Consider the following 25,834-nt stretch of genomic DNA (forward strand, 5'->3'; position numbering starts at 1 on the left):
CGATTCCCTTCCCGGCTTACGCGTGCGGCAGCCAGTCCGGGTTCGAGGCCAGCACGATCAGCTGCTGCGTCGCCCGGGTGAGCGCGACGTACAGCACCCGCCGCCCGGTCGAGGACTCGGTGACCAGGTCCATCGGCTCGACCAGCACGACCGCGTCGTACTCGAGGCCCTTCGAATCGAGGGACCCGACCACCTTGAGCCGCTCGTCGGACTGCCCGGTCAGCCAGCCTTCGACCTCTTCGACGCGGTCCATGGCAGTGATCACACCGACCGTGCCCTCGACCGCGCCGAGCAGTTCCTTCGCCGCGGTCTGCGTCGCCGTCGCCAGCGCGGCCTGATCGACCGGCCGGACCTCCGGCTCGATTCCGGTGGTGCGCACGGCCTTGGGCAGTTCGTCGGCCTGCGCGTGGCCGGCCACGACCTTCGCCGCCAGGTCGAAGATCTCCGCCGAGTTCCGGTAGTTCGTGCGCAGCGTGAAGCGCCGTCGTGTGGTTTTCACGCCGAACGCCTGGTCGCGTGCCTGCGCGGCCTCGTCCGGGTCCGGCCACGAACTCTGCACCGGGTCGCCGACCACGGTCCAGCTCGCGTACTTGCCGCGCCGGCCGACCATCCGCCACTGCATCGGCGAAAGGTCCTGCGATTCGTCGACGACCACGTGCGAGTACTCGTCGTAGTGCTCCGGACGGTGCGGTGCGCCTCCGGAACTGCCGCGCTCCGGGGCCGCCTCGATCACCGTCTGGCGACGGCGGCGCTTCGGCTCCGGCCCGACCAGCACGCGCAACTCGTCCAGCAACGCGACGTCGGCTACCGACCAGCCGCGCGAACGGTCCGCGAAATCGGCCGACAGCAAGCTGATCTCGTTCCGGTTCAGGATGCCCTTCGACGCCGCGGCCATCCGCTTCTCGGCGCCGAGCCACTTGAGCACCTGCGCCGGGTACAGCACCGGCCACCACACGACGAGGAAGCGGTGGAAGTCGATGCGCTCGCCGAGATCGTTGATCAGCTCCGCGCGGTCGATCTCCTTGCCGTCCGCCTTCGCGTACTCCTCGGCCTTGTCCGCCAGCGCGGCCAGCAACAGCTCTGCCGCGCGTACGCGCGAACGGTTCGGCGGCGCGCCCTGCGTGTGCGCCTTGCGCCGCACCTTCTCCAGCTCGCGCGCGGTGAGCTTCAGGACTTCGCCGCGGTAAACGATCTTCAGCTCTGCCGGTGCTTCGGGCGGGGTGTCGCGCAACGCGCGCAGAAGCACCTTTCGCATCCGCAGCGAACCCTTGATGGCGGCTAGCGCGGCTGTGTCCTGTCGCGTCGCTTCGAGACCGTCGAGCACTTCGCCGAGCGCGCGCAGCTCTACGTTCGTTTCGCCCATCGACGGCAACACGCGCGAGATATACGTCGTGAAGACGCCCGAGGGGCCGATCACCAGCACGCCCGCGCCGCCGAGCTGACGGCGGTGCCGGTACAGCAGGTACGCGGCACGGTGCAGCGCGACGGCCGTCTTGCCGGTACCCGGACCGCCAGTGATCTCGGTGACCCCGCGCCACGGCGCGCGGATGACCTCGTCCTGTTCCTTCTGGATCGTGGCCACGATGTCGCGCATCTTCTCGCCGCGCGAGCGGCCGAGCGCGGCCATCAGCGCGCCCTCGCCGACGATCTGCATGTCCTCGGGCACGGCGTCGGCGATGAGCACGTCGTCGTCCACGTCCAGCACCGTCTGCCCGGAGCAGCGGATCACCCGGCGGCGCACGACGTCCATCGGTTCTTCGGCGGTGGCCTGGTAGAACGCGGCGGCGGCGGGCGCGCGCCAGTCGGTGACCAGATTGTCGAACTCGGTGTCGCGGATGCCGAGACGGCCCACGTAGATGTGCTCGCGGTCGAGGTGGTCGAGCCTGCCGAAGACCAGGCCCTCGTACTCGGCGTCGAGCGTCTGCAGGGTCTGGTTCGCGTGGTAGACCATCATGTCGCGTTCGAACAGCATCGACGCCTGCTCGAAGATCGCTTCGCGCTGGGCGCCTTGGCCGAGCTCGTAGCCCTTGGCCCGCATCGCCTCGGCCTGGGTCCGCAGCTCGGCGAGCCGCGTGTAGACCCGGTCGACGTGTGCCTGCTCGACGGCGATCTCAGCCCGTCTCACCCGGGGTTCCGACACGCAACGCTCCCTTGAACACCATGACTTCGCCTCTGGAGGGCGAAGAACGACTCTACGCGCCCGCGCGCGCGGGTTCGGCAAGTCCTGCCCAACGCCACATCGCGACCTTGGGCGAAGATGGCCGGGTGACGAGGATCGTGGCCGGGACGGCGGGCGGACGGCGGCTGAAGGTGCCGCCCAAAGGCACCCGTCCGACGTCGGAGCGCGTACGGGAAGCGCTGTTCAACGCCCTCGAAGTGGCCGGTGAGCTGGACGGGGCCCGTGTGCTCGACCTCTACGCCGGTTCGGGCGCGCTCGGCCTCGAAGCGCTTTCGCGCGGTGCCGCGGACGCGTGGTTCGTGGAAGCCGACCGTCGGGCGGCAGACGTGCTTCGCGGCAACGTTGCCGATTTGCGGCTAGGCGGCACAGTGCGAGCTGGCCAGGTCGAGACCGTGGTCGCCGCGCCCGCGCCGGCGCAGTTCGACGTGGTGCTCGCCGACCCGCCGTACGCGGTCGACGCTGCTTCGCTGGGCACCGTGCTCGCTTCGCTGCACAGTGGCGGCTGGCTCGCTGAAGGCGCGTTGGCAGTGATTGAACGGGCGGCGCGTGACGGTGCTCCAGACTGGCCGTCGACGTTCAAGCCGCTTCGCGACAAACGCTACGGCGACACGGCGCTGTACTGGGCGGAGTACGAGGGCTCATCTGAGGTGTGACGCAGTCGTCACGGGAGCGCGCGCGACGGCGTGGCTTGATAGCGTCCGCGCCATGCGGCGTGCGGTCTGTCCCGGTTCTTACGATCCGGCCACCAACGGACATCTCGACATCATCGAGCGGGCTTCGGCGCTCTTCGACGAGGTTGTCGTCGCGGTGGGGGTGAACAAGAGCAAGAAGGGCCTCTTCAGCGTCGAGGAACGCATGGAGATCCTGCGCGAGATCACCGCGAAGCTGCCGAACGTGCGCGTCGATTCGTGGCAGGGCCTGCTCGTGGACTACTGCCGCGAAAACGACATCGCCGCGGTCGCGAAGGGCCTGCGCTCGGTCAGCGACTTCGACTACGAGCTGCAGATGGCCCAGATGAACCGCGAGCTGACCGGTCTCGAAACGCTGCTGATGGCCAACAACCCGGCGTACGGCTTCGTGTCCAGCTCGCTGGTCAAGGAGATCGCGGCGCTCGGCGGCGACATCGAGAACCTCGTGCCGCCGGTGGTCCACGAACGCCTCCTCGCGGTCTACGCCAAACAGGACTGAGTACCGCGTCCGGCCGCAAGGCCAGTCCAGCGGCCGATTTAGCCTGAACGGATTACAGCCTTCGTCGGGACTTCGGCCGCGGCCTGAAGCTGTTCATCTCGCGTCATTCTGCAGACCACCCCATCGGGTTACCGTCCGAAAATGACCAACAACCGCAGCCGCATAGTCGGTGTCCTTTTCGCACTGCTGGTCGGTTTCCTGGGGTTCGGCACGGCCGCGGAGGCCGTCCCGCTGTCCCCGGCGGCGCCGGCGTCCGTGCAGCCGAAGCAGAACTCCTGTGGCGATCTGTCCGGCTTCACGCACGTCAAGCTGTCGGCGCTGCCCGCGCAGGCGACTGACACCTACAAGCTGATCCAGACGAACGGGCCGTTCCCGTACCCGAAGAACGACGGCGTGGTCTTCACCAACCGCGAGGGGATCCTGCCCTCCTGCGCGTCGAGCTACTACCACGAGTACACCGTGCCCACGCCCGGTTCGAGCAACCGCGGCACCCGCCGGATCGTGACCGGCCAGGGCGGCGAGTACTTCTACACCGGCGACCACTACGAGTCGTTCCAGGTCATCGACATCGACGGCGGCAGCACGCCGACCAAGTGCGGCGACCTGTCGAAGCTGAGCCCGGTCGGCTACTCGACGCTGTCCGCCGAGGCCAAGAAGGTCGTCGACGGCGTGCGCGCGGGCACCCTCAGCGACGGCACGACCTACCAGAACCGCGAGGGCGTCCTGCCCGCGTGCGACGCCGGCTATTACACGCTGTACGACGTCGGCTCGGAGGACCGCGTGATCTCCGGCGACGGTGGCGAACTCGTTTACACGCCGGACCACTACGCCACCTTCCAGAAGATCGATCTGAACGGCTGATTCCGGCGCGGCGGGGCGGCCTCACCCTCGGGTGAGGCCGCCCCTTCTGATCTGTGCCAGGACACGCCCGGTCGGGTGCTCGTTCACCGGTTCAGGCTGCGAAGCGGGCAGACTGGAAGCCAGTGATCGGGGAAACTGCTTGAGGGAGTTGCCGTGTACCGGGTTTTCGAGGCACTCGACGAGCTCGTCACGATCGTCGAAGAGGCCCGTGGGGTTCCCATGACGTCCAGCTGCGTGGTGCCCCGCGGCGACGTCCTCGAGCTGCTCGACGACGTCCGCGACGCGCTTCCCGGCGAAGTGGACGACGCGCAGGACGTCCTCGACAAACGCGACGACCTGCTGCTGGCCGCGCGCAAGGAGGCGGGGGAGACCGTCGCCAGCGCGAACGAGGAAGCCGAGCGGACGGTGTCGGACGCCACGTCCGAGGCCGAGCGCATCCTCGCCGACGCGCGCGCCCGCGCCGAGCAGATGCTGGGCGACGCGCACAACGAGGCCGAGCGCATGGTCGCCGGCGGGCAGGCCGAGTACCAGAACCTCACCGAACGGTCCCGCGCCGAGTCCGAGCGGATGATCCAGGCCGGCCGCGACGCCTACGACCGCGCGATCGAGGACGCCCGCGCCGAACAGGCCCGGCTCGTCTCGCAGACCGAGGTCGTGCAGGCCGCGCACGCCGAATCCGCGCGCATCGTGGACGAGGCGCACGCCGAAGCAGACCGCCAGCGCGCCGACTGCGACGCGTACGTGGACGGCAAACTGGCCGAGTTCTCCGAGCTGCTGGCCACCACGCTGCGCACCGTCGATTCGGGCCGCAACCACCTGCGCTCGCCTTCGACCGGGCACGGCGGCGGACGTTCGACGCTGTACGACTACCAGGTCTGACCAACCCCCTCGTGGGTGTTCCGGCCGGTCGGGACGGATGCCCGAGGCTGTCGGCGGGGCGAGCGCCCCAATGTGGCATTGGGTGCGTCAGATGCACCCAATGTGGCGTTCGGTGCGTCGCATGCACCCAATGCCACATTGGGGGCGCATGGCTGGCTGCGCACCCGGTGCTGCGGCCTCGTGCGTGCCGGCCGTGATCGGCACTCGTCAGGTCCGGCCACCTCCAACGAGGTTACGGGACACCAGGTCTGACCAGCCGCTCGAGCGACGTGCGCGGGGCCTGCGTACGCTGGTAGGCGATGTCCGAAAACCCTGCCCAGAACCCCCGCCCGGCGCAGCTCGACGACCGCAGCCCGTGGGTGGTCGACACCCGTGAGCTCGGCCGCCGCGCGGGACTCAGCCGGGAGCTGCGCCGCAGCGCGCCCGTGCCGACCTCGCTCGGCGTTCCCGGCGTGCTCGAAATCCGCGAAGGCGAGCCGGTCGACCTCGACCTGATGCTCGAATCCGTGGTCGAGGGCGTCCTCGTCACCGGCACCGCCTCGGCGGTCGCGACCGGCGAGTGCTCGCGCTGCCTCGACCCGGTCACCGAAGACCTCGAGGTCGAGCTCACCGAGCTGTTCGCGTACCCCGGTTCGGCCACCGAGGAGACCACCGACGAGGACGAGATTCCCCGTCTGGTCGACGACCGGATCGACCTCGAACCGACCGTCCGCGACGCCGTGGTGCTGGCGCTTCCGCTCGCCCCGCTGTGCCGCGAGGACTGCCCGGGACTGTGCATCGAATGCGGCGTCAAGTGGGCCGATCTCGAGCCCGGACACGGGCATGAGAAGATAGACCCTCGGTGGGCCGCGCTGGTCGAGCGATTCGACGAGAACGCGGGCGAAAAGCCTGCGCACGGCTCCGGAGAGCAAGCCTGACGAGCGTCCAGCTCGATCCGGGAGAAGTAAGTTCGCTCGCATCCGCGAGCAGACCGTTTGAAGGAGATCTACTCGTGGCCGTCCCGAAGCGGAAGATGTCGCGATCCAACACGCGCTCCCGCCGCAGCCAGTGGAAGGCGGCTCCGGTTCAGCTGGTGCCCTGCTCCAACCGCGCCTGCCGCCAGCCGAAAATCCAGCACGTCGCTTGCCCGGCTTGCGGCCAGCACAACGGCCGCCAGGTCGTCGAGCCCGCCTGAGCGGGCAGCCGACCATGGGGGGTAAGCCCGTCGGAGGACCCGCGGCCGATCCCGCATCGCTGCTCGAGGCGCTCGGGGTCGTTCTCGACCCCGAGCTGCTCCGTCTTTCGCTCACCCACCGCTCGTACGCCTACGAGCACGGCGGCTTGCCGCCGAACGAGCGACTGGAGTTCCTCGGAGACGCGGTGCTCGGCCTCGTCGTCACCGACCACCTCTACACCACCCACCCCGACCTGCCCGAGGGCCAGCTCGCGAAGCTGCGCGCCAGCGTCGTCAACATGCACGCGCTGGCGGGCGTCGCGCGCGGGCTCGGCGAGGGCGGGCTCGGGGCGCATCTGCTGCTGGGCAAGGGCGAAGAGCTCACCGGCGGCCGGGACAAGGCGAGCATCCTCGCCGACGGTCTCGAAGCCGTCATCGGCGCCACGTACCTCGCGCACGGCATCGAGGTCGCGCGCAAGCTCGTGCACCACCTCTTCGACGGGTTGCTGGCCGAGGCTCCGCTGCGCGGGGCAGGCCTCGACTGGAAGACCAGCCTGCAGGAGCTGACCGCCTCCGGCGGACTCGGCGTGCCCGAGTACCGCGTCGAGGACAGCGGTCCCGACCACCGCAAGGAATTCACCGCCACCGTGCTGGTGGCGGGCCGCGCGCTGGGCGAGGGCAACGGCACCACGAAGAAGGAAGCCGAGCAGAAGGCCGCGGAGACCGCTTGGCGTGCGCTGTCGAAGGAACTCGGCACGGGCGACGACGAGAGCTGACGCGTTTTCTCTTCCCGGGGCTGGTTGGCGAGGTTCGCTGATCAGCCCCGTTTTGTGCGCCGGAGGTCCTGGTCCCCGGTTCCGGCTGTGCCCGCTGGTTCTCAAGGGGCGGCGCCTGCCCCGTTTTTGTCAGGGGTGGCAGGCAGAATGAGCGCATGCCAGAACTACCCGAGGTCGAGGTCGTCCGCGCCGGCCTCGAAGCGCACGTCGCCGGTCGCACCGTCCGGGCTGTCGAGGTGCTGCACGACCGCGCCATCCGGCGGCACGCGCAAGGAGCCGCCGACTTCACCGGACGGCTCGCCGGAGTCACCATCGAGGCGGCCCGGCGGCGCGGCAAGTACCTGTGGCTGGAGTTGTCGGACGGCGAGGCGGTGCTGGCGCATCTCGGCATGAGCGGCCAGATGCTGGTGCAGGCCGAGGACGCGCCGGACGAGAAACACCTGCGCGTCCGGGTCCGGTTCGCGGACGACGGACCGGAGCTGCGGTTTGTCGACCAGCGCACGTTCGGCGGCCTGGCGCTGGACGATCTGGTCGAGGTCGACGGCGACAGCCTGCCCGGCACCATCGCGCACATCGCCCGGGATCCGATGGACCCGAAATTCGATCCGGAGGCCGCGGTGCGCGCGCTGCGTTCGCGGCGCACCGAGGTGAAACGCGCGCTGCTCGACCAGACGCTGGTGTCCGGCGTCGGCAACATCTACGCCGACGAGGCGTTGTGGCGTTCCAAACTGCATTGGTCGCGTCCCACCGAGAAACTCACTGCGGCACAAGGACGAACGCTGCTGTCCGCGGCCAGCGACGTGATGTCGGCGGCACTGCTGGCGGGCGGCACGTCGTTCGACGCGCTTTATGTGAACGTCAACGGACAGTCGGGCTACTTCGAGCGCTCGCTCGACGCGTACGGCCAGGAAGGCATGCCGTGCCGCCGGTGCGGTTCGCCGATCCGGCGGGAGCCGTTCATGAACCGGTCGTCGTTTTCGTGCCCGCGGTGCCAGCGACGGGCGCGGGCCGCTTAGCCGTACGGAGCCGGGCGAAAACCAAGCCGGCAACGGTGATCGCGAGCGAGAGCCAAGCGAACCAGTCGCCGAAACGGGTGTGGAACGTCTGGCCGGGACCGGCCGGAACGTCGGCGGTGACCGCCGTGAACGGGGCCGGGCCGCCGGTGCGGGCTTCGCCGAGGACGCGGCCGTAGCCGTCGGACAGCATCAGGCTGCCGTTCGCGTCGGAGAGCGCGATCGACTGTCCGCTTTCGACCCCCCGGAGCAGCGCGTTGCGGGTGTGCTGCCAGCCGCCCTCGTCGTTGCTGCCCGGCGGGACCGCCAGTTCCGCCGGGATGGCGAGGATCCGCGAACCGGCGGCGGCGTAGTCGCGGCTGGGGGAGGCGAATGTGGTGTCGCCGCAGATCACCAGGCCGGTCGGGATCTTCGCGCCGGGGGCGAAGACCAGGTCCCGGCCCGGCGGGCTCACCAGGTCGTGGTGCTTCAGGTACCGCGCGGGCGGGGCGCCGTCGGCGGGGAAGGCCAGCGCGTAGTCGTAGTTGTGCTTGCCCGGCCGGTCGTAGTACTCGAAACCGACCACGATCGCCGCGCCCCGGTCTTTGGCCGCGCGCCGCATCGGCTCCACCAGAGCGGCAGGCCATTCCTCTTCGGCGCTGAACGCGGCTTCGGGCAAGACGACGAGCTGCACGCCGTCCGGCATGGCTGAGATCTGCTGGAGGTAGTCCCGCACCAGAGCGCGGCCTTTCGCGGTACCGAGTTCAGGACCCCAGTGATAGCCAGCGTTTTGCGTGATCGCGGCCATCCGCACGGACGGGCCGCCCGTACCGGACAGCCGCAGCGCTCCGCCGCCAAGGCACAGAGCCAGAATGACCGCGGCGACGACACCGGTGCGGAGCCGGGAAGCCCCGGGCGCGCACATCGCGGCGACCGCGCAAGCGGGCAGCAGCACCAGGAACTCGACACCCCACATTCCGGCCCACGACGCGGTTTGCAGCACGAGCGGCGCGTCGCCCTGGTCGTTGGCGAGGGAACCCATCATCCCCATCGGGTTCAGCACGGTGATCAGGTAAACGAGCGCGGTCCACGCCGCCGGTGCGGCCAGGCTGGCCAGCAATGTCCGGCGTCGGCGCACCAGCGCCCAGAAAAGCCAGACCGTGAACGTGAACACCAGCGACATACCGATATCGATGGCGGCCCCGAACGGCCACAGCGGTTCGTCGCCGGAATGTGCTTGGTAGGCCCACATATTCGCAGTGCCGAGCAAGAAGGCACCGAAAGCGGTGCCCGCGGTGGTCCAGCCGCCAGCTCGGGTTGCCAGCAGCAGCACGGGAAACGGCGCGAGCCAGGTCAGTGCGGCGATCGGCGCGAGCCCGGTGCCGAAGTAGAAGAGCACTGCCGAAGACAGCAGCGCGAGTGGGATCTGCCAGCGGGCATTACGTTCTGAGGCCATCGAAAATCCTCCGGGAGGTACGTCGGCACAGCGCGCGGAACTCGGGTTCGGACGCCCCCATCCGGCCGGCGAGATAGTGCAGCACCATGCCTTGCGTCTGAGTGCTGACGGTCAGCGCGGCTTCCAGCGGATCGTCGGTACGCAGCACGCCGTCGCGCATGCCGTCTTCGATCAGCCGGACCAGCGCGGTGAACGGCGGCGAACCGGATTCGCGGAAACCGTCCGGGTACAGCCGGGCCCGCGCCCAGCTGTCGGTCATCAGGAAGCGGTACAGATGCGGCTGGCCGAGGGCGAAATCCAGGAACCGGTCCAGCAGCGCGTCGAAGCGGTCGAGCCATTCGCCGTCCGGCTCCGGGTCTTTCCACGCCGCGCCCAATTCCCGGCCGGTGGCGTCGGCGACCGCGCGCAACAGGACCTCGCGGTTCTCGTAATGCCGGTAGATCGCCATCGCGGTGACTCCGGCGGCTTCGGCGACCCGGCGCATGCTGACTGCCTCCGCGCCCTCGGCGGCGATGATCTCGCGCGCCGCCGACGCGAGCCGTTCGGCTGTCGGAATCTCGACCATGTCTACACCGTAGACCACAATGTCTACGGTGTATACCCGACCGTTTGTCTCCCGCTGACCTGGCAGGAGGGGCAGAGCTGCCGCCGGATGGCGGTCCGCTGCGCACACTACTGCGCTATGCGTGGTAGCTTCTCTCGCGCAGGACCGGGGGAAGGAACGCCGTGGAGATCAGTCAGCTGCTCAAGGGAGTGCTGGACCTCGCGGTGCTCGCGGTGCTGCGCGACGACGACGGGTACGGCTACGACGTGCTGCGAAGACTTCGCGTCGCCGGCCTGGAGGAGGTCGGGGACGCATCGGTGTACGGCACGCTGCGGCGGCTGTACAAGGCGGGATTGCTGACGTCGTACGTGGTCCCGAGCGAAGAGGGCCCGCACCGCAAGTACTACAGCTTGAACGACCGGGGCAGGGCGCGGCTCGCTGAATCGGCGCGCACGTGGCACAGCTTCGCGTCCACTATGGACAGTTTGGTGAAAGAGCGGGCCTGACTTCGCGGGCAGGCGCGACCGCGGCGGCACGTCCGCGGCACGAATCGGGGAGAGGCAGCATGAGCACGGACAAGCCGACGGCCGCGCGGGTGTACCTGTCGAGGGTGCGCACCGCGCTCGCGGATCTGCCCGCGAACGAGATCGAGGAACTGCTCGAGGACGTCCGGCCGCAGCTGGCCGAGATGGAGTCGGAACTCGGGGCGGCGGCGCGGGTCGAGGACCTCGTCGCGCGGCTCGGCACTCCGGAGAGCTACGCGGCCGAACTGCGGGCGTCCGGCGGCTACCCGCCCGCTCCGGCGGCTCCGGAAACGGCCGCCGCGACCGAGGTGCTCCCGACGGCCAAGCCGGGACGGATCGGACCGCGGCTCGCCTTGTGGGGTTTGGTGTTCTGCGCGGCGGGGACGGCGATGGTCGCGTTCTCGGCCGCGGTGCGTTTCGATCCCGAGGTGCTGATCGGGATGCTCGCGCTGGCCCCGGTGTTCGCGGTGAGCGTGGTGTTCCTGTTGCTGCGCGGGGTCGATTCGATCCGGGACCTGCCGGAGGCCGTCCGTGCGCGGGCGATGGTGAAGTCGATGCGGGAGGACCGCTCCGCCGAACGCGCGCTCGCCTATGTGAATTCGCTGAAGCCGGCGTGGTGGGTGGTCTGCGCGTTCGGGCTGCTGGCGTTCGGGCTGCTGCTGATGATCCGGGATCTGCACGCGGTGCTGCTGCTGCCGGTGCTGCTCGTCGGCGCGGGCCTGGTGATGTGGGCGGGCCCGCGGATCAAGGTCGACGGCCGGATGCTGTGGATCGCGGTGCCGGTGTCGGCGTTCGTGGTGGGCAGCGCGTTCGGCGGTCTCGGCGCGGCGGTCCACCTTGTCCGGGACCGGACGTACTCGTCGAATTCCACCCCGGTGTACGCCTCGTCGATGTACGAGGACAGCCACGGCAACGAGGCGCTGCGCTACGGCTCGCACGAACTGAGCAACCTGTACGCCTTCGACGCGAACGGCAAGCCGCTCGAGAACGTCTACCTGTACGACGACCTCGGCCGTCCGCTCACGATCACGCGCTACGGCTGCGAAAAGGACACCGGCACGAGCCAGATGACCGGAAAGGACAACCAGTTCCCGCGGCCGAAGGTCGTCGAGGGAGTGCAGGACAACCACGGGAATGTCAACGGCTACAACGGTTATCGCGGGTACTGCCGGGAGGACGCGGGGATGCCGTTCGCGGCGGTGATCCCGAAGGCTCCGGCGACGTCCGGGACGCCGGTGCCGCCGACTGCTCCGGCTGCTTCGACTGCTCCGACGAAGGCCGCTCCGCCGACCAGGTAGGAGCTGCTGGGGAGGAGAGGCCGGGGCTGCTCTCGCTCGTCGGCTCACGAGACTCGGCCAGCGCTCACGAGATCCGGCCAGGCCCGCGAGACTCGGCCAGGACCTGCGAGGTCCGGCCAGTGCTCGCGAGACTTGGCCAGCGCTCGCGAGGTCCGGCCAGAACCCGCGAGATCCGGCCAGCACCGCGGCATCCCGCAGCCCTAGCCGACGCAGAGCGCAGTCCCTGCCCGGCGCGGGCCCTCGGCAAGGGCTCCGCTTCGCGAACCGGGCCTGCAAACGCCGGACCCGGGTCCGGCCAGGCCGGTTCACCGCCGCGTTCGCGGTCCGTCCCCCGCCGGGCTCCCCAGCCTGTCTCACGCGCGATCACCCCCCCCGGAACGCAAACCGGGCGCCCCGGCCGCGAACGGCCCGGGCACCCGGGAGGCGAGTGCCGGAACTCAGTGGTTGAACGCCGAGCGCGCGGCCAGGTCCGCCAGCAGCTGGCGGCCCTTCTCGGCGTTGCGCGGCTGCGACAGCACGTCGTAGCGCTGCGCCACCAGCTGGCTCTGCGAGATGAAGCCGCGCTTGTTGCGGTTCGCCGCGTAGCCCAGTGCGCCGAAGGCCACGTTGAACACGACACCCGCGGCGAGGCCGAGCACGATGGACAGCAGTCCGGCGGCCGGGTTGAGCATGCTCAGCACCAGGCCGAGGAACAGGCCGAACACCGCGCCGGACATGGCCGCGCTGCTGAGCATCCGGCTCCAGCTCATTTTGCCCGCGATGCGCTCGACGAGCATCGGCTGGACGCCGACGATGGTGACGTCGGCGACCGGGAAGTCAGCGTGCGCGAGGTGGTCGACGGCCTGCTGGGCCTGTTCGTAGGACTCGTACGACCCGATCGGCCACCCGGTGGGCAGCGTCGGGAGCTGCGGCCGCGCCTGCTGCTGGCTGAACGTGGTCTGCGTGAATGCTTCAGTCATCCCTCTCACCTCTCTTGCCCGGTCCAACGCGCGAGGCGGCGGATTTGGTCCCGGACGCACCGGATTCACAGTATCTTCTCAGCCGGGCAACCCGGACATAGCAGGCGCCACCTGGGTGAGGCTGACGACGCGCGCAGTTAAAGGTATAAGAATGTACCTTTCAGCGGATTGACCCTGGCAGAACAGCCCGGTAAGAAGAACCCGCAAAGGACCTGATCCGAACCTTTGGGGCGATGCGATGGCGGCCAGGCGAGGAATGCTCACGCTCGAAGATCTCCGCGAACGGGTGACGGCGGGCACGATCGACACGGTGCTGGTCGCGCTCACCGACATGCAGGGACGGCTCCAGGGCAAGCGCTGTTCGGCGGAGTACTTCCTCGAAGAGGTCGTCGGCCACGCCACCGAGGCGTGCAACTACCTGCTCGCGGTGGACGTCGACATGAACACCGTCGACGGCTACGACATCTCGTCCTGGCAGAGCGGCTACGGCGACTTCGTGCTCCGGCCGGATTTCGCGACCCTGCGGGAGATTCCGTGGCAGGAGGGCACCGCGCTGGTGCTCGCGGACGTCGAGCGCGTGCAGGGCGGCCCGGTTTCCGTTTCGCCGCGCCAGGTGCTGCGCCGTCAGCTCGACCGGCTCGCCGAGCACGACCTGAAGGCGTACGTGGGCACCGAACTCGAGTTCATCGTGTTCGACGACTCCTACGAAACAGCGTGGGACAAGCGCTACCACGACCTCAAACCGTCCAATCAGTACAACGTCGACTACTCCATGCTCGGCACCGCGCGCATCGAGCCGCTGCTGCGCCGGATCCGCAACGGCATGGCGGGTGCGGGCCTGTACCCGGAGTCGGCGAAGGGTGAGTGCAACCCGGGTCAGCACGAGATCGCCTTCCGTTACGCCGAAGCGCTCGCGACGTGCGACAACCACGGCATCTACAAGAACGGTGCGAAGGAAATCGCCGCGCAGGAGGGCAAGAGCCTCACCTTCATGGCGAAGTACAACGAGCGCGAAGGCAACTCCTGCCACATCCACCTGAGCCTGCGCAGCAAGTCCGGCGAAGCGGTGCTTCCCGGCGACGGCGACCACGGCTTCTCGAAGCTGATGCAGCACTTCCTCGCCGGACAGCTGGAAGCGTTGCGCGAGCTGACGTACTTCTTCGCCCCGAACATCAACTCCTACAAGCGTTACGTCCCTGGCAGCTTCGCGCCGACAGCGATCGCGTGGGGCACGGACAACCGTACGTGCGCGTTGCGGGTTGTCGGGCACGGTGACGGGTTGCGCGTCGAGAACCGCGTACCCGGCGGAGACGTGAACCCGTACCTCGCTGTCGCCGCGATGATCGCTGCTGGGCTGCACGGCATCGAGAACGAACTGCCGTTGGAGCCTGAGTTCGTAGGCAACGCGTACGCGTCCGACAAACCCACTGTGCCGGTCACGCTTGCTGAAGCGGCTGAAGTCCTCGACGGAAGCCGTATCGCGCGAGATGCCTTCGGCACCGATGTAGTTGACCATTACCTCAACGCCGCGCGGATCGAGCGCGAAGCGTACGAGCGAGCTGTGACCGATTGGGAGCGCATCCGTGGTTTCGAACGACTCTGACCCACCTGTCATCGGGCTCAGCACTTACTCGGAACAGGCGAAGTTCCTGGCCTGGGACACCGAAGCGACGCTGCTGCACCGCGTGTACGCGGACTGCGTGGTCAAGGCGGGCGGGATTCCGGTGTTGCTGCCGCCAGTGAGCACGAACTACGACGCGCTCGTCGGCCGCATCGACGGTCTCGTCCTCACCGGTGGCGCGGACGTCGAACCCAGCCGTTACGACCAGGAACCGCACCCGGCGACGTACATCCGCCCGGAGCGCGACGCGTTCGAGTTCGGCCTGTTCGCGGCGGCGCGTGCGGCCGGGAAGCCGGTGCTCGGGGTATGTCGCGGGTTGCAGGTGATGAGCGTCGCGCTCGGCGGCACGCTCTCGCAGCACCTGCCGGAAACCTTGGGCGAGGCAACGCATCAGCCGGCTCCGGCGACGTTCGGCACCAGCACGGTCAACCTGGTCGACGGCACGCGAGCGGCGGCGATTCTCGGCGAGGAAACAAAAGTCCAGTGTTACCACCATCAGGCGATAGACCGGCTCGGCTCCGGTCTGATCGCGTCCGGGCACGCGGCGGACGGGACGGTCGAGGCCGCCGAGTTGCCGGGGGAGTTCGTGCTCGGCGTGCAGTGGCATCCGGAGCAGGATAGCGACGACGTCCGGCTGTTCGCCGCGCTGGTGAACGCCGCGCAGGAGGGGAAATGACGACGTTCGAGGTGCGCAACCCGGCGACCGCGGAAGTGGTGCGCCAGGTCGAGTTGACCACCGAAGCGGAGACCGACGCCGCGATCGCCCGCGCGCACGCCGCGTTCCCCGCCTGGCGGGCGGTCGCCCCGGGCGATCGGGCGAGGCTGCTGCGCCGGTTCGCGGACGCGGTCGACGCCGACCTGGAGAACCTCGCCCGGCTGGAGGTCGAGAACTCCGGGCACACCATCGGCAACGCCCGCTGGGAAGCGGGCAACGTGCGCGACCTGCTCGAATACTCCGCCGGCGCGCCGGAACGGCTGCTGGGCAAGCAAATCCCGGTCGACGGCGGCGTCAACGTGACCTTCCACGAGCCCCTGGGCGTGGTCGGCGTGATCGTGCCATGGAACTTCCCGATGCCGATCGCGGGCTGGGGCTTCGCACCGGCGCTCGCCGCGGGCAACACGGTCGTGCTCAAACCGGCCGAACTGACCCCGCTCACCGCGCTGCGGCTGGCCGAACTCGCTCGCGAAGCCGGTATCCCGGAGGACGTCTTCCAGGTGCTGCCGGGCAAGGGATCCGTTGTTGGGCAACGGTTTGTCACGCATCCGGCAGTGCGCAAGGTCGTGTTCACCGGTTCCACCGAGGTCGGCAAGCAGGTGATGGCCGGCTGCGCGGCGCAGGTGAAACGGGTAACGCTGGAGCTGGGCGGCAAGAACGCGAACATCGTGTTCGCCGACGCCGACCTGGAAAAGGCTGCGGCGACCGCGCCATACGGGGTGTTCGACAACGCCGGGCAGGACTGCTGTGCGCGTTCGCTGATCCTGGTGCAGGACACCGTTTACGACCGGTTCCTCGAACTGTTGGAACCCGCGGTGCAGGGCGTGGTGGTCGGCGATCCATGCGACGAGAAGACCGAGATGGGGCCGCTGATTTCTGCGGACCACCACGCCAAAGTCTCCTCCTACGTCACTGAGCAGACGCCGGTCGCCTTCCGCGGCAGCGCGCCGTCCGGGCCGGGGTATTGGTTCGCGCCGACCGTCGTGCTCCCGCCGGGGCTGGACGATCCGCTGGCCCGCGACGAGATCTTCGGCCCGGTCGTCGCGGTGGTCCGCTTCCGCGACGAGGCCGAGGCGGTGCGGATGGCCAACGACACCGAATACGGCCTGTCCGGTTCGATCTGGACCCGCGACGTCGGCCGCGCCTTCCGGGTCGCGCGCGGCGTCGAATCCGGGAACCTGTCGGTGAATTCGCACTCGTCGGTCCGCTACTGGACGCCCTTCGGCGGCTTCAAGCAGTCCGGCCTCGGCCGTGAGCTGGGCCCGGACGCCGCCGCTGCTTTCACCGAAACCAAGAACGTTTTCCTGAGCATTGAAAACACGGAGGAATGACCCACGATGGTGCAGCGTTTTGACGGCCGCGTCGCGGTGATCACCGGCGGCGCGAGCGGCATCGGCCTCGCCACCGCCAAGCGGCTGGCCAGCGAAGGCGCGAAGGTGGTGATCGGCGACGTCGCGCCGGAGCCGGGCAAGGCGGCCGCCGACGCGGTGGGCGGGGCCTTCGTCCAGGTCGACGTCACCGACGCGGACCAGGTCGAAGCCCTTTTCCAGACGACGGTCGACGAGTTCGGCGCGGTCGACGTCGCGTTCAACAACGCGGGCATCTCGCCGCCCGAGGACGATTCGATCCTCACCACCGGCATCGATGCCTGGGAGAAGGTGCAGCGGGTCAACCTGACCTCGGTGTACCTGTGCTGCAAGGCCGTGTTGCCGCACATGCAGCGCCAGGGCCGCGGTTCGATCGTGAACACCGCGTCGTTCGTGGCCGTGATGGGGGCCGCGACGTCGCAGATTTCCTACACCGCTTCGAAGGGCGGCGTGCTCGCCATGACGCGCGAGCTGGGCGTGCAGTTCGCGCGCGAGAACATCCGGGTCAACGCGCTGTGCCCGGGGCCGGTCAACACTCCGCTGCTGAAGGAACTGTTCGCTAAAGACCCGGAGCGCGCGGCCCGGCGTTTGGTGCACGTTCCGGTCGGCCGTTTCGCCGAGCCGGAGGAGATCGCCGCCGCAGTGGCCTTCCTGGCGAGCGACGACGCCAGCTTCATTACCGCCGCGCAGTTCCTGGTAGACGGCGGTATCTCCGGCGCGTATGTAACCCCGCTGTGACTGTCCGTGAAGGGCTCCTTGAGGGAATCTGAGTCCCTCAAGGAGCCCTTCACGGACCTTTGACAAGGGGGTGTGGCGTAGGCCGGGAGCGGTAGACTGGCGCGTGAAGCGGCAGGTAGAGTGGCCGCCACCACGTGCTGTACCTCTAACTGAACACAGGGCCGTTCGAGCCGGAGCGGGAGAGTCCCATGCGAGCAGTGGGACACCGAAGGAGCAAACTCCCCGGAATCTCTCAGGTAACCGCTACCGCTTTTGGCGAGGCCACTCTGGAAAGCAGGCGCACCCGCGCCTCACCCAAGGTGAAAGCCGTGCTGTGCGCGCGGTGAAACTCTCAGGTGCCCATGACAGAGGGGGAGTTCCCAGTGCACCGCCGCGCCCGGTGCCCGTCCCGAGGAGCTCCCATCACCTCCACCCCCTTCGACACCCGCCACATCGGTCCCGGCGAGGCCGAGCGGGCGAAGATGCTCGCCGAATGCGGTTACGGAAGCTTGGACGCCCTCGTGGAAGCGGCGGTGCCGACCGCCATCCGCACGGCCGGTGACCTGGCGCTTCCCGCGCCGGCGTCCGAGGAAGAGGCCACCGCCGAGCTGCGTGCGCTCGCCGCGCGCAACCGGCCGATGACGCAGATGATCGGCCTCGGCTACTCCGACACCGTCACCCCGGGCGTGATCCGCCGCAATGTGCTGGAGAACCCGGCCTGGTACACCGCGTACACGCCGTACCAGCCGGAGATCTCGCAGGGCCGTCTCGAAGCGCTGCTGAACTTCCAGACCGCGGTTTCCGACCTGACCGGGCTGGCGATCGCCAACGCGTCGATGCTCGACGAGTCCACCGCGGTGGCCGAGGCGATGACACTGATGCGCCGGGCGTCGAAGTCGAAGTCCAATGTGGTCGTTCTCGACTCCGAATGCCTTCCGCAGACCGTCGAGGTCGTGCGGACGCGCGCCGCCGGTCTCGGCATCGACGTGCAGGTGCGCGACCTGCTCACCGGGCTGCCCGAGGAGTTCTTCGGCGTTGTCGTGCAGTACCCCGGCGCGTCCGGCGTGCTGCGCGGCCGCGGTTTCTACCACGCGGTTTCCGAAGCGGCGAAGGCCGCGGGCGCGCTGTACACGGTCGCTGCCGACCTTCTCGCGCTCACCTTGATCGCCGCGCCCGGCGAGTTCGGTGCGGACGTCGCTGTCGGCTCGACGCAGCGCTTCGGCGTGCCGCTGGGCTACGGCGGCCCGCACGCCGGGTACATGGCGGTGCGCGCTGGTCTTGAGCGCTCGCTGCCGGGCCGTCTCGTGGGCGTGTCCGTGGACGCGGATGGCAACACTGCGTACCGCCTCGCGCTGCAGACGCGTGAGCAGCACATCCGTCGCGAGAAGGCGACCTCCAACATCTGTACCGCGCAGGTGCTGCCCGCGGTGCTCGCGGCGATGTACGCGGTCTACCACGGTCCCGAGGGGCTGAAGGCGATCGCGACGCGGGTACACGAACTCGCGGCCGGTCTCGCGAACGCGCTGCGCGCCGGTGGCGTCGAGGTCGCGCACGAGGCGTTCTTCGACACTGTCGTTGCGAAGGTGCCTGGCCGTGCGGCTGAAGTGCACGCGGCTGCGCGCGAAGCCGGGATCAACCTCGGCCACATCGACGCCGACCATGTCCGCATCGCCAGCGACGAGGTCACGCGGCCCGACACGCTCGCGAAGGTGCTTCGCGCCTTCGGCGTCGACAGCGCATGGGAAGCCGCGCAGGCGCTCCCGAACGGCCTCGCCCGCGAGAGCGGCTACCTGACGCACGAAGTGTTCAGCAGCCACCGGTCCGAGACGTCGATGCTCCGCTACCTGCGCCGTCTCGCCGACCAGGACTTCGCGCTCGACCGCGGCATGATCCCGCTCGGCTCCTGCACGATGAAGCTCAACGCCACCGCCGAAATGGAGCCGATCAGCTGGCGCGAGTTCGCGGGCATCCACCCGTTCGCGCCTGCCGAGGACGCCGAGGGCTACCACGAGCTGGTCCGCCAGCTGTCCGGCTGGCTGGCCGAGGTCACCGGCTACGACCAGGTGTCGCTGCAGCCGAACGCGGGCAGCCAGGGCGAGCTGGCCGGGCTGCTGGCCATCCGCGCCTACCACCAGGCCAACGGCCAGCCCGAGCGCGACGTCTGCCTGATCCCGTCTTCCGCGCACGGCACCAACGCCGCGTCCGCGGTGCTCGCCGGGATGCGCGTGGTCGTGGTCAAGTGCACCGACGAGGGCAACGTCGACCTCGAAGACCTGCAGTCCAAAGTGGACGCCCACAGCGCCGATCTCGCCGCGATCATGGTCACCTACCCGTCCACGCACGGCGTCTACGAGCACGGCATCGAGCGGCTCGCCAAGATCGTGCACGACGGCGGCGGCCAGGTGTACGTCGACGGCGCGAACCTCAACGCCCTGCTGGGCCTGGCGAAGCCGGGCGAGTTCGGCGGCGACGTCTCGCACCTGAACCTGCACAAGACGTTCTGCATCCCGCACGGCGGCGGCGGTCCCGGCGTCGGCCCGGTCGCGGCGCGCGAACACCTCGCGCCGTACCTGCCGAACCACCCGCTGCTCGCGCAGGCCGGTCCGGACACCGGCGTCGGCCCGATCAGCGGCGCGCCCTACGGTTCGGCCTCGATCCTGCCGATCTCCTGGGCGTACGTGCGGATGATGGGCGCGCCCGGGCTCACCGAGGCCACCAAGGTCGCGGTGCTCGCGGCCAACTACATCGCCGCCCGGCTCGCGCCGCACTACCCGGTGCTCTACACCGGACAGGACGGCCTGGTCGCGCACGAGTGCATCCTCGATCTGCGCGGCATCACCAAGGAAACCGGCGTGACCGTGGACGACGTCGCGAAGCGGCTCATCGACTACGGCTTCCACGCGCCGACCATGTCCTTCCCGGTCGCGGGCACGCTCATGGTCGAGCCCACCGAGAGCGAGGACCTGGCCGAGATCGACCGGTTCTGCGACGCGATGATCGCCATCCGCCGCGAGATCGACGAGGTCGCCGCGGGCCGCTGGACCGCGGAGACCAGCCCGCTGCGCGGCGCGCCGCACACCGCTTCGTCGGTCATCGGCGAATGGACCGCGGACTACGACCGCGAGCTGGCGGCGTACCCGAGCGGCGTGGTGCGCAAGACCAAGTACTGGCCGCCGGTGCGGCGGATCGACGGGGCGCGCGGCGACCGCAACCTCGTCTGCTCCTGCCCGCCCCTCGACGCGTACGACGCGTGAGCGTGTCCTCCGCTCGCGACAACGAAAGGCTTCCTGTGACGGAAACCCCTCTGCACCAGGTCCACCAGGATCTCGGCGCACTGTTCACCGATTTCGCCGGCTGGTCGATGCCGGTGCGCTACGCCAGCGAACTGGCCGAGCACAAGGCCGTGCGCGAGGCGGCCGGGCTGTTCGACCTGTCGCACATGGCCGAGATCCACGTCCGCGGCGCGCAGGCCGCCGACGTGCTCGACTACGCACTGGTCGGCAACCTCTCCGGCGTGAAGCCGGGCCGGGCCCGCTACACGATGATCTGCGACGCCGACGGCGGCGTGCTGGACGACCTGGTCGTCTACCGGCTCGCCGACGAGGAGTACCTGGTCGTGGCCAACGCGGGCAACGCCGCCGTGGTCGCGGACGCGCTGGCCGAACGCGTCGCCGGATTCGACGCGGTGGTGGAGAACCGGTCCGCGGACACCGCGCTGATCGCGGTCCAGGGCCCGAAGGCGGTCGACGTGCTCGCCGCGGTCACCGACGCCGACCTCGGCGCGCTCAAGTACTACGCGAGCGTGCCCGCCGTCGTGAAGGGCATCGAGGTCCTGCTGGCCCGCACCGGCTACACCGGCGAGGACGGCTTCGAGCTGTTCGTGCCCGCCGCCGAGGCCCCGGCGTTGTGGCGGCTGCTGACCGAGGCGGGGCAGGAGCACGGTCTGGTCCCGTGTGGCCTCGCCTGCCGTGACACGCTGCGGCTGGAAGCCGGAATGCCGTTGTACGGCAACGAACTCAGCCGTGAGCTGAACCCGTTCGCCGCCGGGCTCGGCCGGGTCGTGAAGTTCGAGAAGCCGGGCGACTTCGTGGGTCGCGCGGCCCTGGAGGAGCTGGCGAAGGCCGACGTCCCGCGCGTGCGGGTCGGCCTGCGCGGCACCGGCCGCCGCGCCCCCCGGCACGGGTACGCCGTGCTGTCCGGGGATGCCACTATCGGGGAGATCACCAGCGGCGCGCTGTCGCCGACGCTGGGCTACCCGATCGCCATGGCGTATGTAGACCGGGAGCACGCCGAGCCCGGCACCGCGCTGTCCGTCGACATCCGGGGCCGCGTCGAGCCGGTCGAGGTCGTCGCCCTGCCCTTCTACTCCCGAGCCTGAGAGGCCTCCGAACACATGAGCATCCCCCAGAACCTGTCCTACACGAAGGAACACGAGTGGCTGTCGGTCTCCGACGGCGTCGCGACGGTGGGCATCACCGCGTTCGCGGCCGGCTCGCTCGGCGACATCGTGTTCGTGCAGCTGCCCGGCGTCGGCGACACCGTCACCGCGGGCGAGGTGTTCGGCGAGGTCGAGTCGACGAAATCGGTCAGCGAGCTGTACTCGCCGGTCAGCGGCGAGGTAGTGGCGGTGAACGAGGCCACATCGGACACCCCCGAGGTCATCAACTCCGACCCCTACACCGAAGGATGGCTGCTGCAGGTGCGGCTCTCGGGCGACGTCCCGGAGCTGCTCGACGCGTCCGCGTACGCCGAGCTGACCCAGGAGAACTGATGACCGCCCCGTTCGACGCCCATCTGTCCGAAGTGGACCCCGAGGTCGCCGCCGCGGTGGCCGCGGAGCTGGACCGCCAGCAGTCGACGCTCGAAATGATCGCCTCGGAGAACTTCGCGCCGGTCGGCGTGCTCGAGGCGCAGGGTTCGGTGCTGACCAACAAGTACGCCGAGGGTTACCCGGGCCGCCGCTACTACGGCGGCTGCGAGCACGTCGACGTCGTCGAGCAGCTGGCGATCGACCGGGCCAAGGCGCTGTTCGGCGCGGAGCACGCGAACGTGCAGCCGCACTCGGGCGCGCAGGCCAACGCGGCGGCGATGTTCGCGGTGCTGAAGCCGGGCGACACCATCCTCGGCCTCGACCTCGCGCACGGCGGCCACCTGACGCACGGGATGAAGATCAACTTCTCCGGCAAGCTGTACAACGTGGTCGCCTACCACGTCGACAAGGAGACCGGGATCGTCGACGTCGCCGAGATCGAGCGGCTGGCGGTCGAGCACAAGCCGAAGCTGATCGTCGCGGGCTGGTCGGCCTACCCGCGCCAGCTCGACTTCGCCGAGTTCCGCCGGATCGCCGACCTGGTCGACGCCAAGCTGATGGTGGACATGGCGCACTTCGCCGGCCTCGTCGCCGCCGGGCTGCACCCGTCGCCGGTGCCGCACGCGGACATCGTCACCACCACCACGCACAAGACCCTCGGCGGCCCGCGCGGCGGCCTGATCCTGTGCCGCCAGGAGCTGGCGAAGAAGATCAACTCGGCGGTGTTCCCCGGCCAGCAGGGCGGTCCGCTGGAGCACGTCATCGCGGCCAAGGCCGTGGCACTGAAGATCGCCGCGACCGACGGGTTCCGCGAGCGCCAGGAGCGCACCCTGGAAGGCGCGAAGCTCCTCGCCGACCGGCTGTCGCGCACCGACTGCGCCGAGGCGGGCGTCCGCGTCCTCACCGGCGGCACCGACGTGCACCTGGTGCTCGTCGACCTGGTGAACTCCCAGCTCAACGGCCAGGAGGCGGAAGACCGGCTGCACTCGGTCGGGATCACCGTCAACCGCAACGCGGTGCCGTTCGACCCGCGTCCGCCGATGGTCACCTCGGGCCTGCGGATCGGCACCCCGGCGCTGGCCACCCGTGGTTTCGGCGCCGACGACTTCACCGAGGTCGCCGACATCATCGCCGAGACATTGAAACCGGACTTCGACGAGGCCGCGCAGCAGGCGCTGCGGAACCGGGTCGAGCTGCTGGCGAAGAAGCACCCGCTGTACGCGGACCTGAACCGATGAGCGCGCAGCCCGAAGGGCGGAAGTTGTTGCGGCTTGAGGTGCGCAACAGTGAGACGCCGATTGAGAAGAAGCCGTCGTGGATCAAGACGCGGGTGCGGATGGGTCCGGAGTTCACGGAACTCAAGGGCCTGGTGCGTCGCGAGGGTCTGCACACCGTCTGTGAAGAGGCGGGGTGTCCCAACATTTACGAATGCTGGGAGGACCGGGAAGCCACGTTCCTGATCGGCGGGGACCAGTGCACGCGGCGCTGCGATTTCTGCCAGATCGACACCGGCAAGCCTGCTGCGCTGGACCGTACCGAGCCGCGGAAGGTCGCGGAATCCGTCCAGGCGATGGGGTTGCGGTATTCGACGATCACCGGTGTCGCTCGCGACGATCTCGCTGACGGCGGTGCCTGGCTGTATGCGGAGACGGTCCGGCAGATCCATTCGCTGAATCCCGGTACCGGGGTCGAGTTGCTGATCCCGGATTTCAATGCGGAGCCGGGGCAGTTGGCGGAGGTGTTCGGGTCGCGTCCGGAGGTGTTGGCGCACAATGTGGAGACGGTGCCGCGGATTTTCAAGCGGATCCGTCCCGGGTTCCGGTACGCGCGTTCGCTGGATGTGATCACGCAGGCGCGTGCGGCGGGGTTGGTGACGAAGTCGAACCTGATCCTCGGCATGGGCGAAACCCCGGACGAGGTCACCGTCGCCTTGCAGGATCTCTTCGACGCGGGCTGCGAGATCATCACCATCACCCAGTACCTGCGGCCTTCTCCGCGGCACCACCCGGTGGACCGGTGGGTCAAGCCGGAAGAGTTCGTCGAGCACGCGAAAACCGCTGAGGCTATTGGGTTCCCGGGCGTGATGGCGGGGCCGTTGGTGCGGTCGTCGTACCGCGCGGGCCGGTTGTACGCGCAGACCAAGGCTCACCGGGGCGAGGAATTGCCGGAGAACCTTGCTCACCTGACCGCCGAAGGACCGGCGGCGCAAGAAGCCAGCAGCGTGCTGGCGAGGAACTAAGAGAAGGGGCGGATCAATGGCGATCAGCGTCTTCGACCTGTTTTCGATCGGCATCGGGCCGTCCAGTTCGCACACGGTCGGCCCGATGCGGGCGGCCAAGACCTTTGTGGACGGTCTGGTCGAGGACGACGTACTGGAGCGGGTCGCGCGGGTGCAAGCCGAGTTGTTCGGCTCGCTCGGCGCGACCGGATTCGGGCACGGCAGCGACAAAGCGGTGCTGCTGGGGCTGTCCGGCGAGCGGCCGGAGGAGATCGACACCGACACGGTGCCCGCCAAGGTCGCGGCGATCCGGGAATCCGGGCAGCTGGCTGTCGGCGGGACGCATTCCGTCGCGTTCGTCGAGGACACTGACCTGACGATGCACCGGCGGAAATCTCTCCCCGCGCATCCGAACGGGATGGTGTTCCGGGCGTTCACTTCGGACGGTTCGCTGCTGCGGGAGCGGACGTATTACTCGGTGGGCGGCGGATTCGTGCGCGACGAGTCGTACGAGACCGACCCGGTCTTCGTGGAGGATTCCACGCCGGTGCCTTATCCGTTCCGCACTGGTGCGGATCTGCTGAAGCATTGCTCGGACACCGGGCTGCCGGTCAGCGAAATCATGCTGCAGAACGAGCTTTCCTGGCGCAGTCGCGAGGAAGTTCGGGCCGGACTGCTGGAGATCTGGCAGGTGATGGTCGAGTGTGTGCGCAATGGGTACACGCACGAGGGTGTGCTGCCCGGTGGGTTGAAGGTGCCTCGGCGGGCCAAGTCGTTGCACGACAAGCTGCTTGCTGAAGACGGTGCGGACGATCCGTTGTATGCGATGGACTGGGTCAGTCTGTACGCGCTTGCGGTGAATGAGGAAAACGCTGCGGGCGGTCGCGTTGTCACCGCTCCTACGAATGGCGCGGCGGGGATCATTCCGGCGGTTTTGCACTACTACCAACGGTTTGTGCGGAGCGCGTCGGACGACGGGATTGTGACGTTCCTGCTTACTGCTGGGGCTATCGGTTCGATTCTCAAGCAGACCGGGTCGATTTCCGGGGCTGAGGTCGGGTGCCAGGGCGAGGTCGGTTCGGCTTCGGCGATGGCGGCTGCCGGGTTGACTGAGGTGCTGGGCGGGTCGCCGGCTCAGGTGGAGAACGCGGCTGAGATCGGGGTGGAGCATCACCTCGGATTGACGTGCGATCCGGTGGGCGGGCTGGTGCAGATTCCTTGTATTGAGCGGAATGCCGTCGGTGCGTCCAAGGCTATTCATGCTGCGCGGATGGCGATGCGTGGTGATGGCAGCCATGTGGTGACGTTGGACAAGGCTATTAAGACTATGCGCGAGACTGGTGCGGATATGTCAGTGAAGTACAAGGAGACTGCGCGCGGCGGGTTGGCTGTCAACGTTATTGAGTGTTGATTGCTGGGGTTTGCCTCGTTGGGTTGGTGCGCGGGGCACCCCGAAGCCTGAATTGTGATGACGGGCGGCGGGGGGTTGGGGGGTGGGGTGTTGTGGGCAGTGTAAATAGATGCGGCCCCGAAGTTTGTTTATGGCGGGGTGGGGGGGGGGGGGGGGTGGGGGTGGT

24 protein-coding genes and 1 riboswitch are annotated in these 25,834 nt (G+C 68.9%); of the genes, 20 read left to right on the forward strand and 4 right to left on the reverse strand.

Annotation, left to right across the window (positions count from 1 at the left end):
* Window positions 1-16: 16 nt before the first annotated feature.
* Entirely contained in the window at window positions 17-2,140 is a 2,124-nt protein-coding gene (locus ACWGIC_RS18360; RefSeq protein ID WP_452077127.1) for a HelD family protein, read from the reverse strand.
* A 125-nt stretch (window positions 2,141-2,265) separates the two neighbouring features.
* On the opposite strand from ACWGIC_RS18360, the gene rsmD reads away from it, so the two are divergent.
* From rsmD to mutM, 8 genes are all read left to right on the forward strand, one after another.
* Window positions 2,266-2,832 (forward strand): 16S rRNA (guanine(966)-N(2))-methyltransferase RsmD, encoded by a 567-nt coding sequence (gene rsmD, locus ACWGIC_RS18365; protein ID WP_452077128.1) that lies wholly within the window; start codon window positions 2,266-2,268, stop codon window positions 2,830-2,832.
* 52 nt (window positions 2,833-2,884) lie between these two features.
* On the forward strand, window positions 2,885-3,367 hold the full coding sequence (gene coaD, locus ACWGIC_RS18370) for a pantetheine-phosphate adenylyltransferase (RefSeq protein ID WP_452077129.1): 483 nt from the start codon (window positions 2,885-2,887) through the stop codon (window positions 3,365-3,367).
* A 141-nt stretch (window positions 3,368-3,508) separates the two neighbouring features.
* Complete coding sequence (locus tag ACWGIC_RS18375) at window positions 3,509-4,228, forward strand: ribonuclease domain-containing protein (protein WP_452077130.1); 720 nt, start codon at window positions 3,509-3,511, stop codon at window positions 4,226-4,228.
* A gap of 153 nt (window positions 4,229-4,381) precedes the next feature.
* On the forward strand, window positions 4,382-5,107 hold the full coding sequence (locus ACWGIC_RS18380) for a DivIVA domain-containing protein (RefSeq protein WP_182892150.1): 726 nt from the start codon (window positions 4,382-4,384) through the stop codon (window positions 5,105-5,107).
* A 299-nt stretch (window positions 5,108-5,406) separates the two neighbouring features.
* Window positions 5,407-6,024, forward strand: coding sequence for a YceD family protein (locus tag ACWGIC_RS18385; protein WP_452077131.1), 618 nt, complete (start codon window positions 5,407-5,409; stop codon window positions 6,022-6,024).
* A gap of 74 nt (window positions 6,025-6,098) precedes the next feature.
* Window positions 6,099-6,281, forward strand: coding sequence for a 50S ribosomal protein L32 (gene rpmF, locus ACWGIC_RS18390; protein WP_009074209.1), 183 nt, complete (start codon window positions 6,099-6,101; stop codon window positions 6,279-6,281).
* Window positions 6,282-6,295: 14 nt separating this feature from the next.
* On the forward strand, window positions 6,296-7,036 hold the full coding sequence (gene rnc / locus ACWGIC_RS18395; RefSeq protein WP_452077132.1) for a ribonuclease III: 741 nt from the start codon (window positions 6,296-6,298) through the stop codon (window positions 7,034-7,036).
* A gap of 155 nt (window positions 7,037-7,191) precedes the next feature.
* Window positions 7,192-8,052, forward strand: a complete 861-nt coding sequence (mutM, locus tag ACWGIC_RS18400; RefSeq protein ID WP_452077133.1) for a bifunctional DNA-formamidopyrimidine glycosylase/DNA-(apurinic or apyrimidinic site) lyase — start codon at window positions 7,192-7,194, stop codon at window positions 8,050-8,052.
* Here the strand turns inward: mutM and ACWGIC_RS18405 are convergent.
* Window positions 7,994-9,484 (reverse strand): nitrilase-related carbon-nitrogen hydrolase, encoded by a 1,491-nt coding sequence (locus tag ACWGIC_RS18405; RefSeq protein WP_452077134.1) that lies wholly within the window; start codon window positions 9,482-9,484, stop codon window positions 7,994-7,996. The two genes, mutM and ACWGIC_RS18405, sit on opposite strands and share 59 nt — an antisense overlap.
* Window positions 9,468-10,049 (reverse strand): TetR/AcrR family transcriptional regulator, encoded by a 582-nt coding sequence (locus ACWGIC_RS18410; protein ID WP_452077135.1) that lies wholly within the window; start codon window positions 10,047-10,049, stop codon window positions 9,468-9,470. Before ACWGIC_RS18410 ends, ACWGIC_RS18405 begins: the two co-directional genes overlap by 17 nt.
* Before the next feature lie 161 nt (window positions 10,050-10,210).
* On the opposite strand from ACWGIC_RS18410, the gene ACWGIC_RS18415 reads away from it, so the two are divergent.
* Together ACWGIC_RS18415 and ACWGIC_RS18420 are read left to right on the forward strand one after the other, a co-directional pair.
* Entirely contained in the window at window positions 10,211-10,534 is a 324-nt protein-coding gene (locus ACWGIC_RS18415; RefSeq protein WP_037356117.1) for a PadR family transcriptional regulator, read from the forward strand.
* A 59-nt stretch (window positions 10,535-10,593) separates the two neighbouring features.
* Window positions 10,594-11,850 carry an HAAS signaling domain-containing protein gene (locus ACWGIC_RS18420; protein ID WP_452077136.1) on the forward strand — a complete coding sequence of 419 codons (1,257 nt, stop codon included), beginning with the start codon at window positions 10,594-10,596 and terminating at the stop codon, window positions 11,848-11,850.
* Between the two features lie 437 nt (window positions 11,851-12,287).
* Here ACWGIC_RS18420 and ACWGIC_RS18425 read toward each other — a convergent pair whose 3' ends face one another.
* On the reverse strand, window positions 12,288-12,809 hold the full coding sequence (locus ACWGIC_RS18425; protein ID WP_344285862.1) for a general stress protein: 522 nt from the start codon (window positions 12,807-12,809) through the stop codon (window positions 12,288-12,290).
* Window positions 12,810-13,065: 256 nt separating this feature from the next.
* On the opposite strand from ACWGIC_RS18425, the gene ACWGIC_RS18430 reads away from it, so the two are divergent.
* From ACWGIC_RS18430 to ACWGIC_RS18475, 10 genes are all read left to right on the forward strand, one after another.
* Window positions 13,066-14,412, forward strand: coding sequence for a glutamine synthetase family protein (locus ACWGIC_RS18430; protein WP_452077137.1), 1,347 nt, complete (start codon window positions 13,066-13,068; stop codon window positions 14,410-14,412).
* Window positions 14,393-15,106, forward strand: a complete 714-nt coding sequence (locus tag ACWGIC_RS18435) for a gamma-glutamyl-gamma-aminobutyrate hydrolase family protein (protein WP_452077138.1) — start codon at window positions 14,393-14,395, stop codon at window positions 15,104-15,106. Before ACWGIC_RS18430 ends, ACWGIC_RS18435 begins: the two co-directional genes overlap by 20 nt.
* Window positions 15,103-16,476 (forward strand): aldehyde dehydrogenase family protein, encoded by a 1,374-nt coding sequence (locus ACWGIC_RS18440; RefSeq protein WP_452077139.1) that lies wholly within the window; start codon window positions 15,103-15,105, stop codon window positions 16,474-16,476. Before ACWGIC_RS18435 ends, ACWGIC_RS18440 begins: the two co-directional genes overlap by 4 nt.
* A gap of 6 nt (window positions 16,477-16,482) precedes the next feature.
* Window positions 16,483-17,250, forward strand: coding sequence for a 3-oxoacyl-ACP reductase (locus ACWGIC_RS18445; RefSeq protein ID WP_452077140.1), 768 nt, complete (start codon window positions 16,483-16,485; stop codon window positions 17,248-17,250).
* A 166-nt stretch (window positions 17,251-17,416) separates the two neighbouring features.
* A riboswitch (glycine riboswitch) is annotated at window positions 17,417-17,509 on the forward strand.
* A 142-nt stretch (window positions 17,510-17,651) separates the two neighbouring features.
* A complete protein-coding gene (gene gcvP / locus ACWGIC_RS18450) occupies window positions 17,652-20,483 on the forward strand; it encodes an aminomethyl-transferring glycine dehydrogenase (protein WP_452077147.1) in 2,832 nt (943 codons plus the stop codon).
* 35 nt (window positions 20,484-20,518) lie between these two features.
* Window positions 20,519-21,607, forward strand: coding sequence for a glycine cleavage system aminomethyltransferase GcvT (gcvT, locus tag ACWGIC_RS18455; RefSeq protein WP_452077141.1), 1,089 nt, complete (start codon window positions 20,519-20,521; stop codon window positions 21,605-21,607).
* Window positions 21,608-21,622: 15 nt separating this feature from the next.
* A complete protein-coding gene (gene gcvH, locus ACWGIC_RS18460; RefSeq protein ID WP_067589411.1) occupies window positions 21,623-22,000 on the forward strand; it encodes a glycine cleavage system protein GcvH in 378 nt (125 codons plus the stop codon).
* Complete coding sequence (gene glyA, locus ACWGIC_RS18465; RefSeq protein ID WP_452077142.1) at window positions 22,000-23,277, forward strand: serine hydroxymethyltransferase; 1,278 nt, start codon at window positions 22,000-22,002, stop codon at window positions 23,275-23,277. Before gcvH ends, glyA begins: the two co-directional genes overlap by 1 nt.
* Complete coding sequence (gene lipA / locus ACWGIC_RS18470; RefSeq protein ID WP_452077143.1) at window positions 23,274-24,278, forward strand: lipoyl synthase; 1,005 nt, start codon at window positions 23,274-23,276, stop codon at window positions 24,276-24,278. The genes glyA and lipA overlap by 4 nt, the downstream gene beginning before the upstream one ends.
* Before the next feature lie 16 nt (window positions 24,279-24,294).
* On the forward strand, window positions 24,295-25,668 hold the full coding sequence (locus tag ACWGIC_RS18475; protein WP_452077144.1) for an L-serine ammonia-lyase: 1,374 nt from the start codon (window positions 24,295-24,297) through the stop codon (window positions 25,666-25,668).
* Window positions 25,669-25,834: the final 166 nt, after the last annotated feature.

Source organism: Amycolatopsis sp. NPDC054798, from assembly GCF_053611505.1.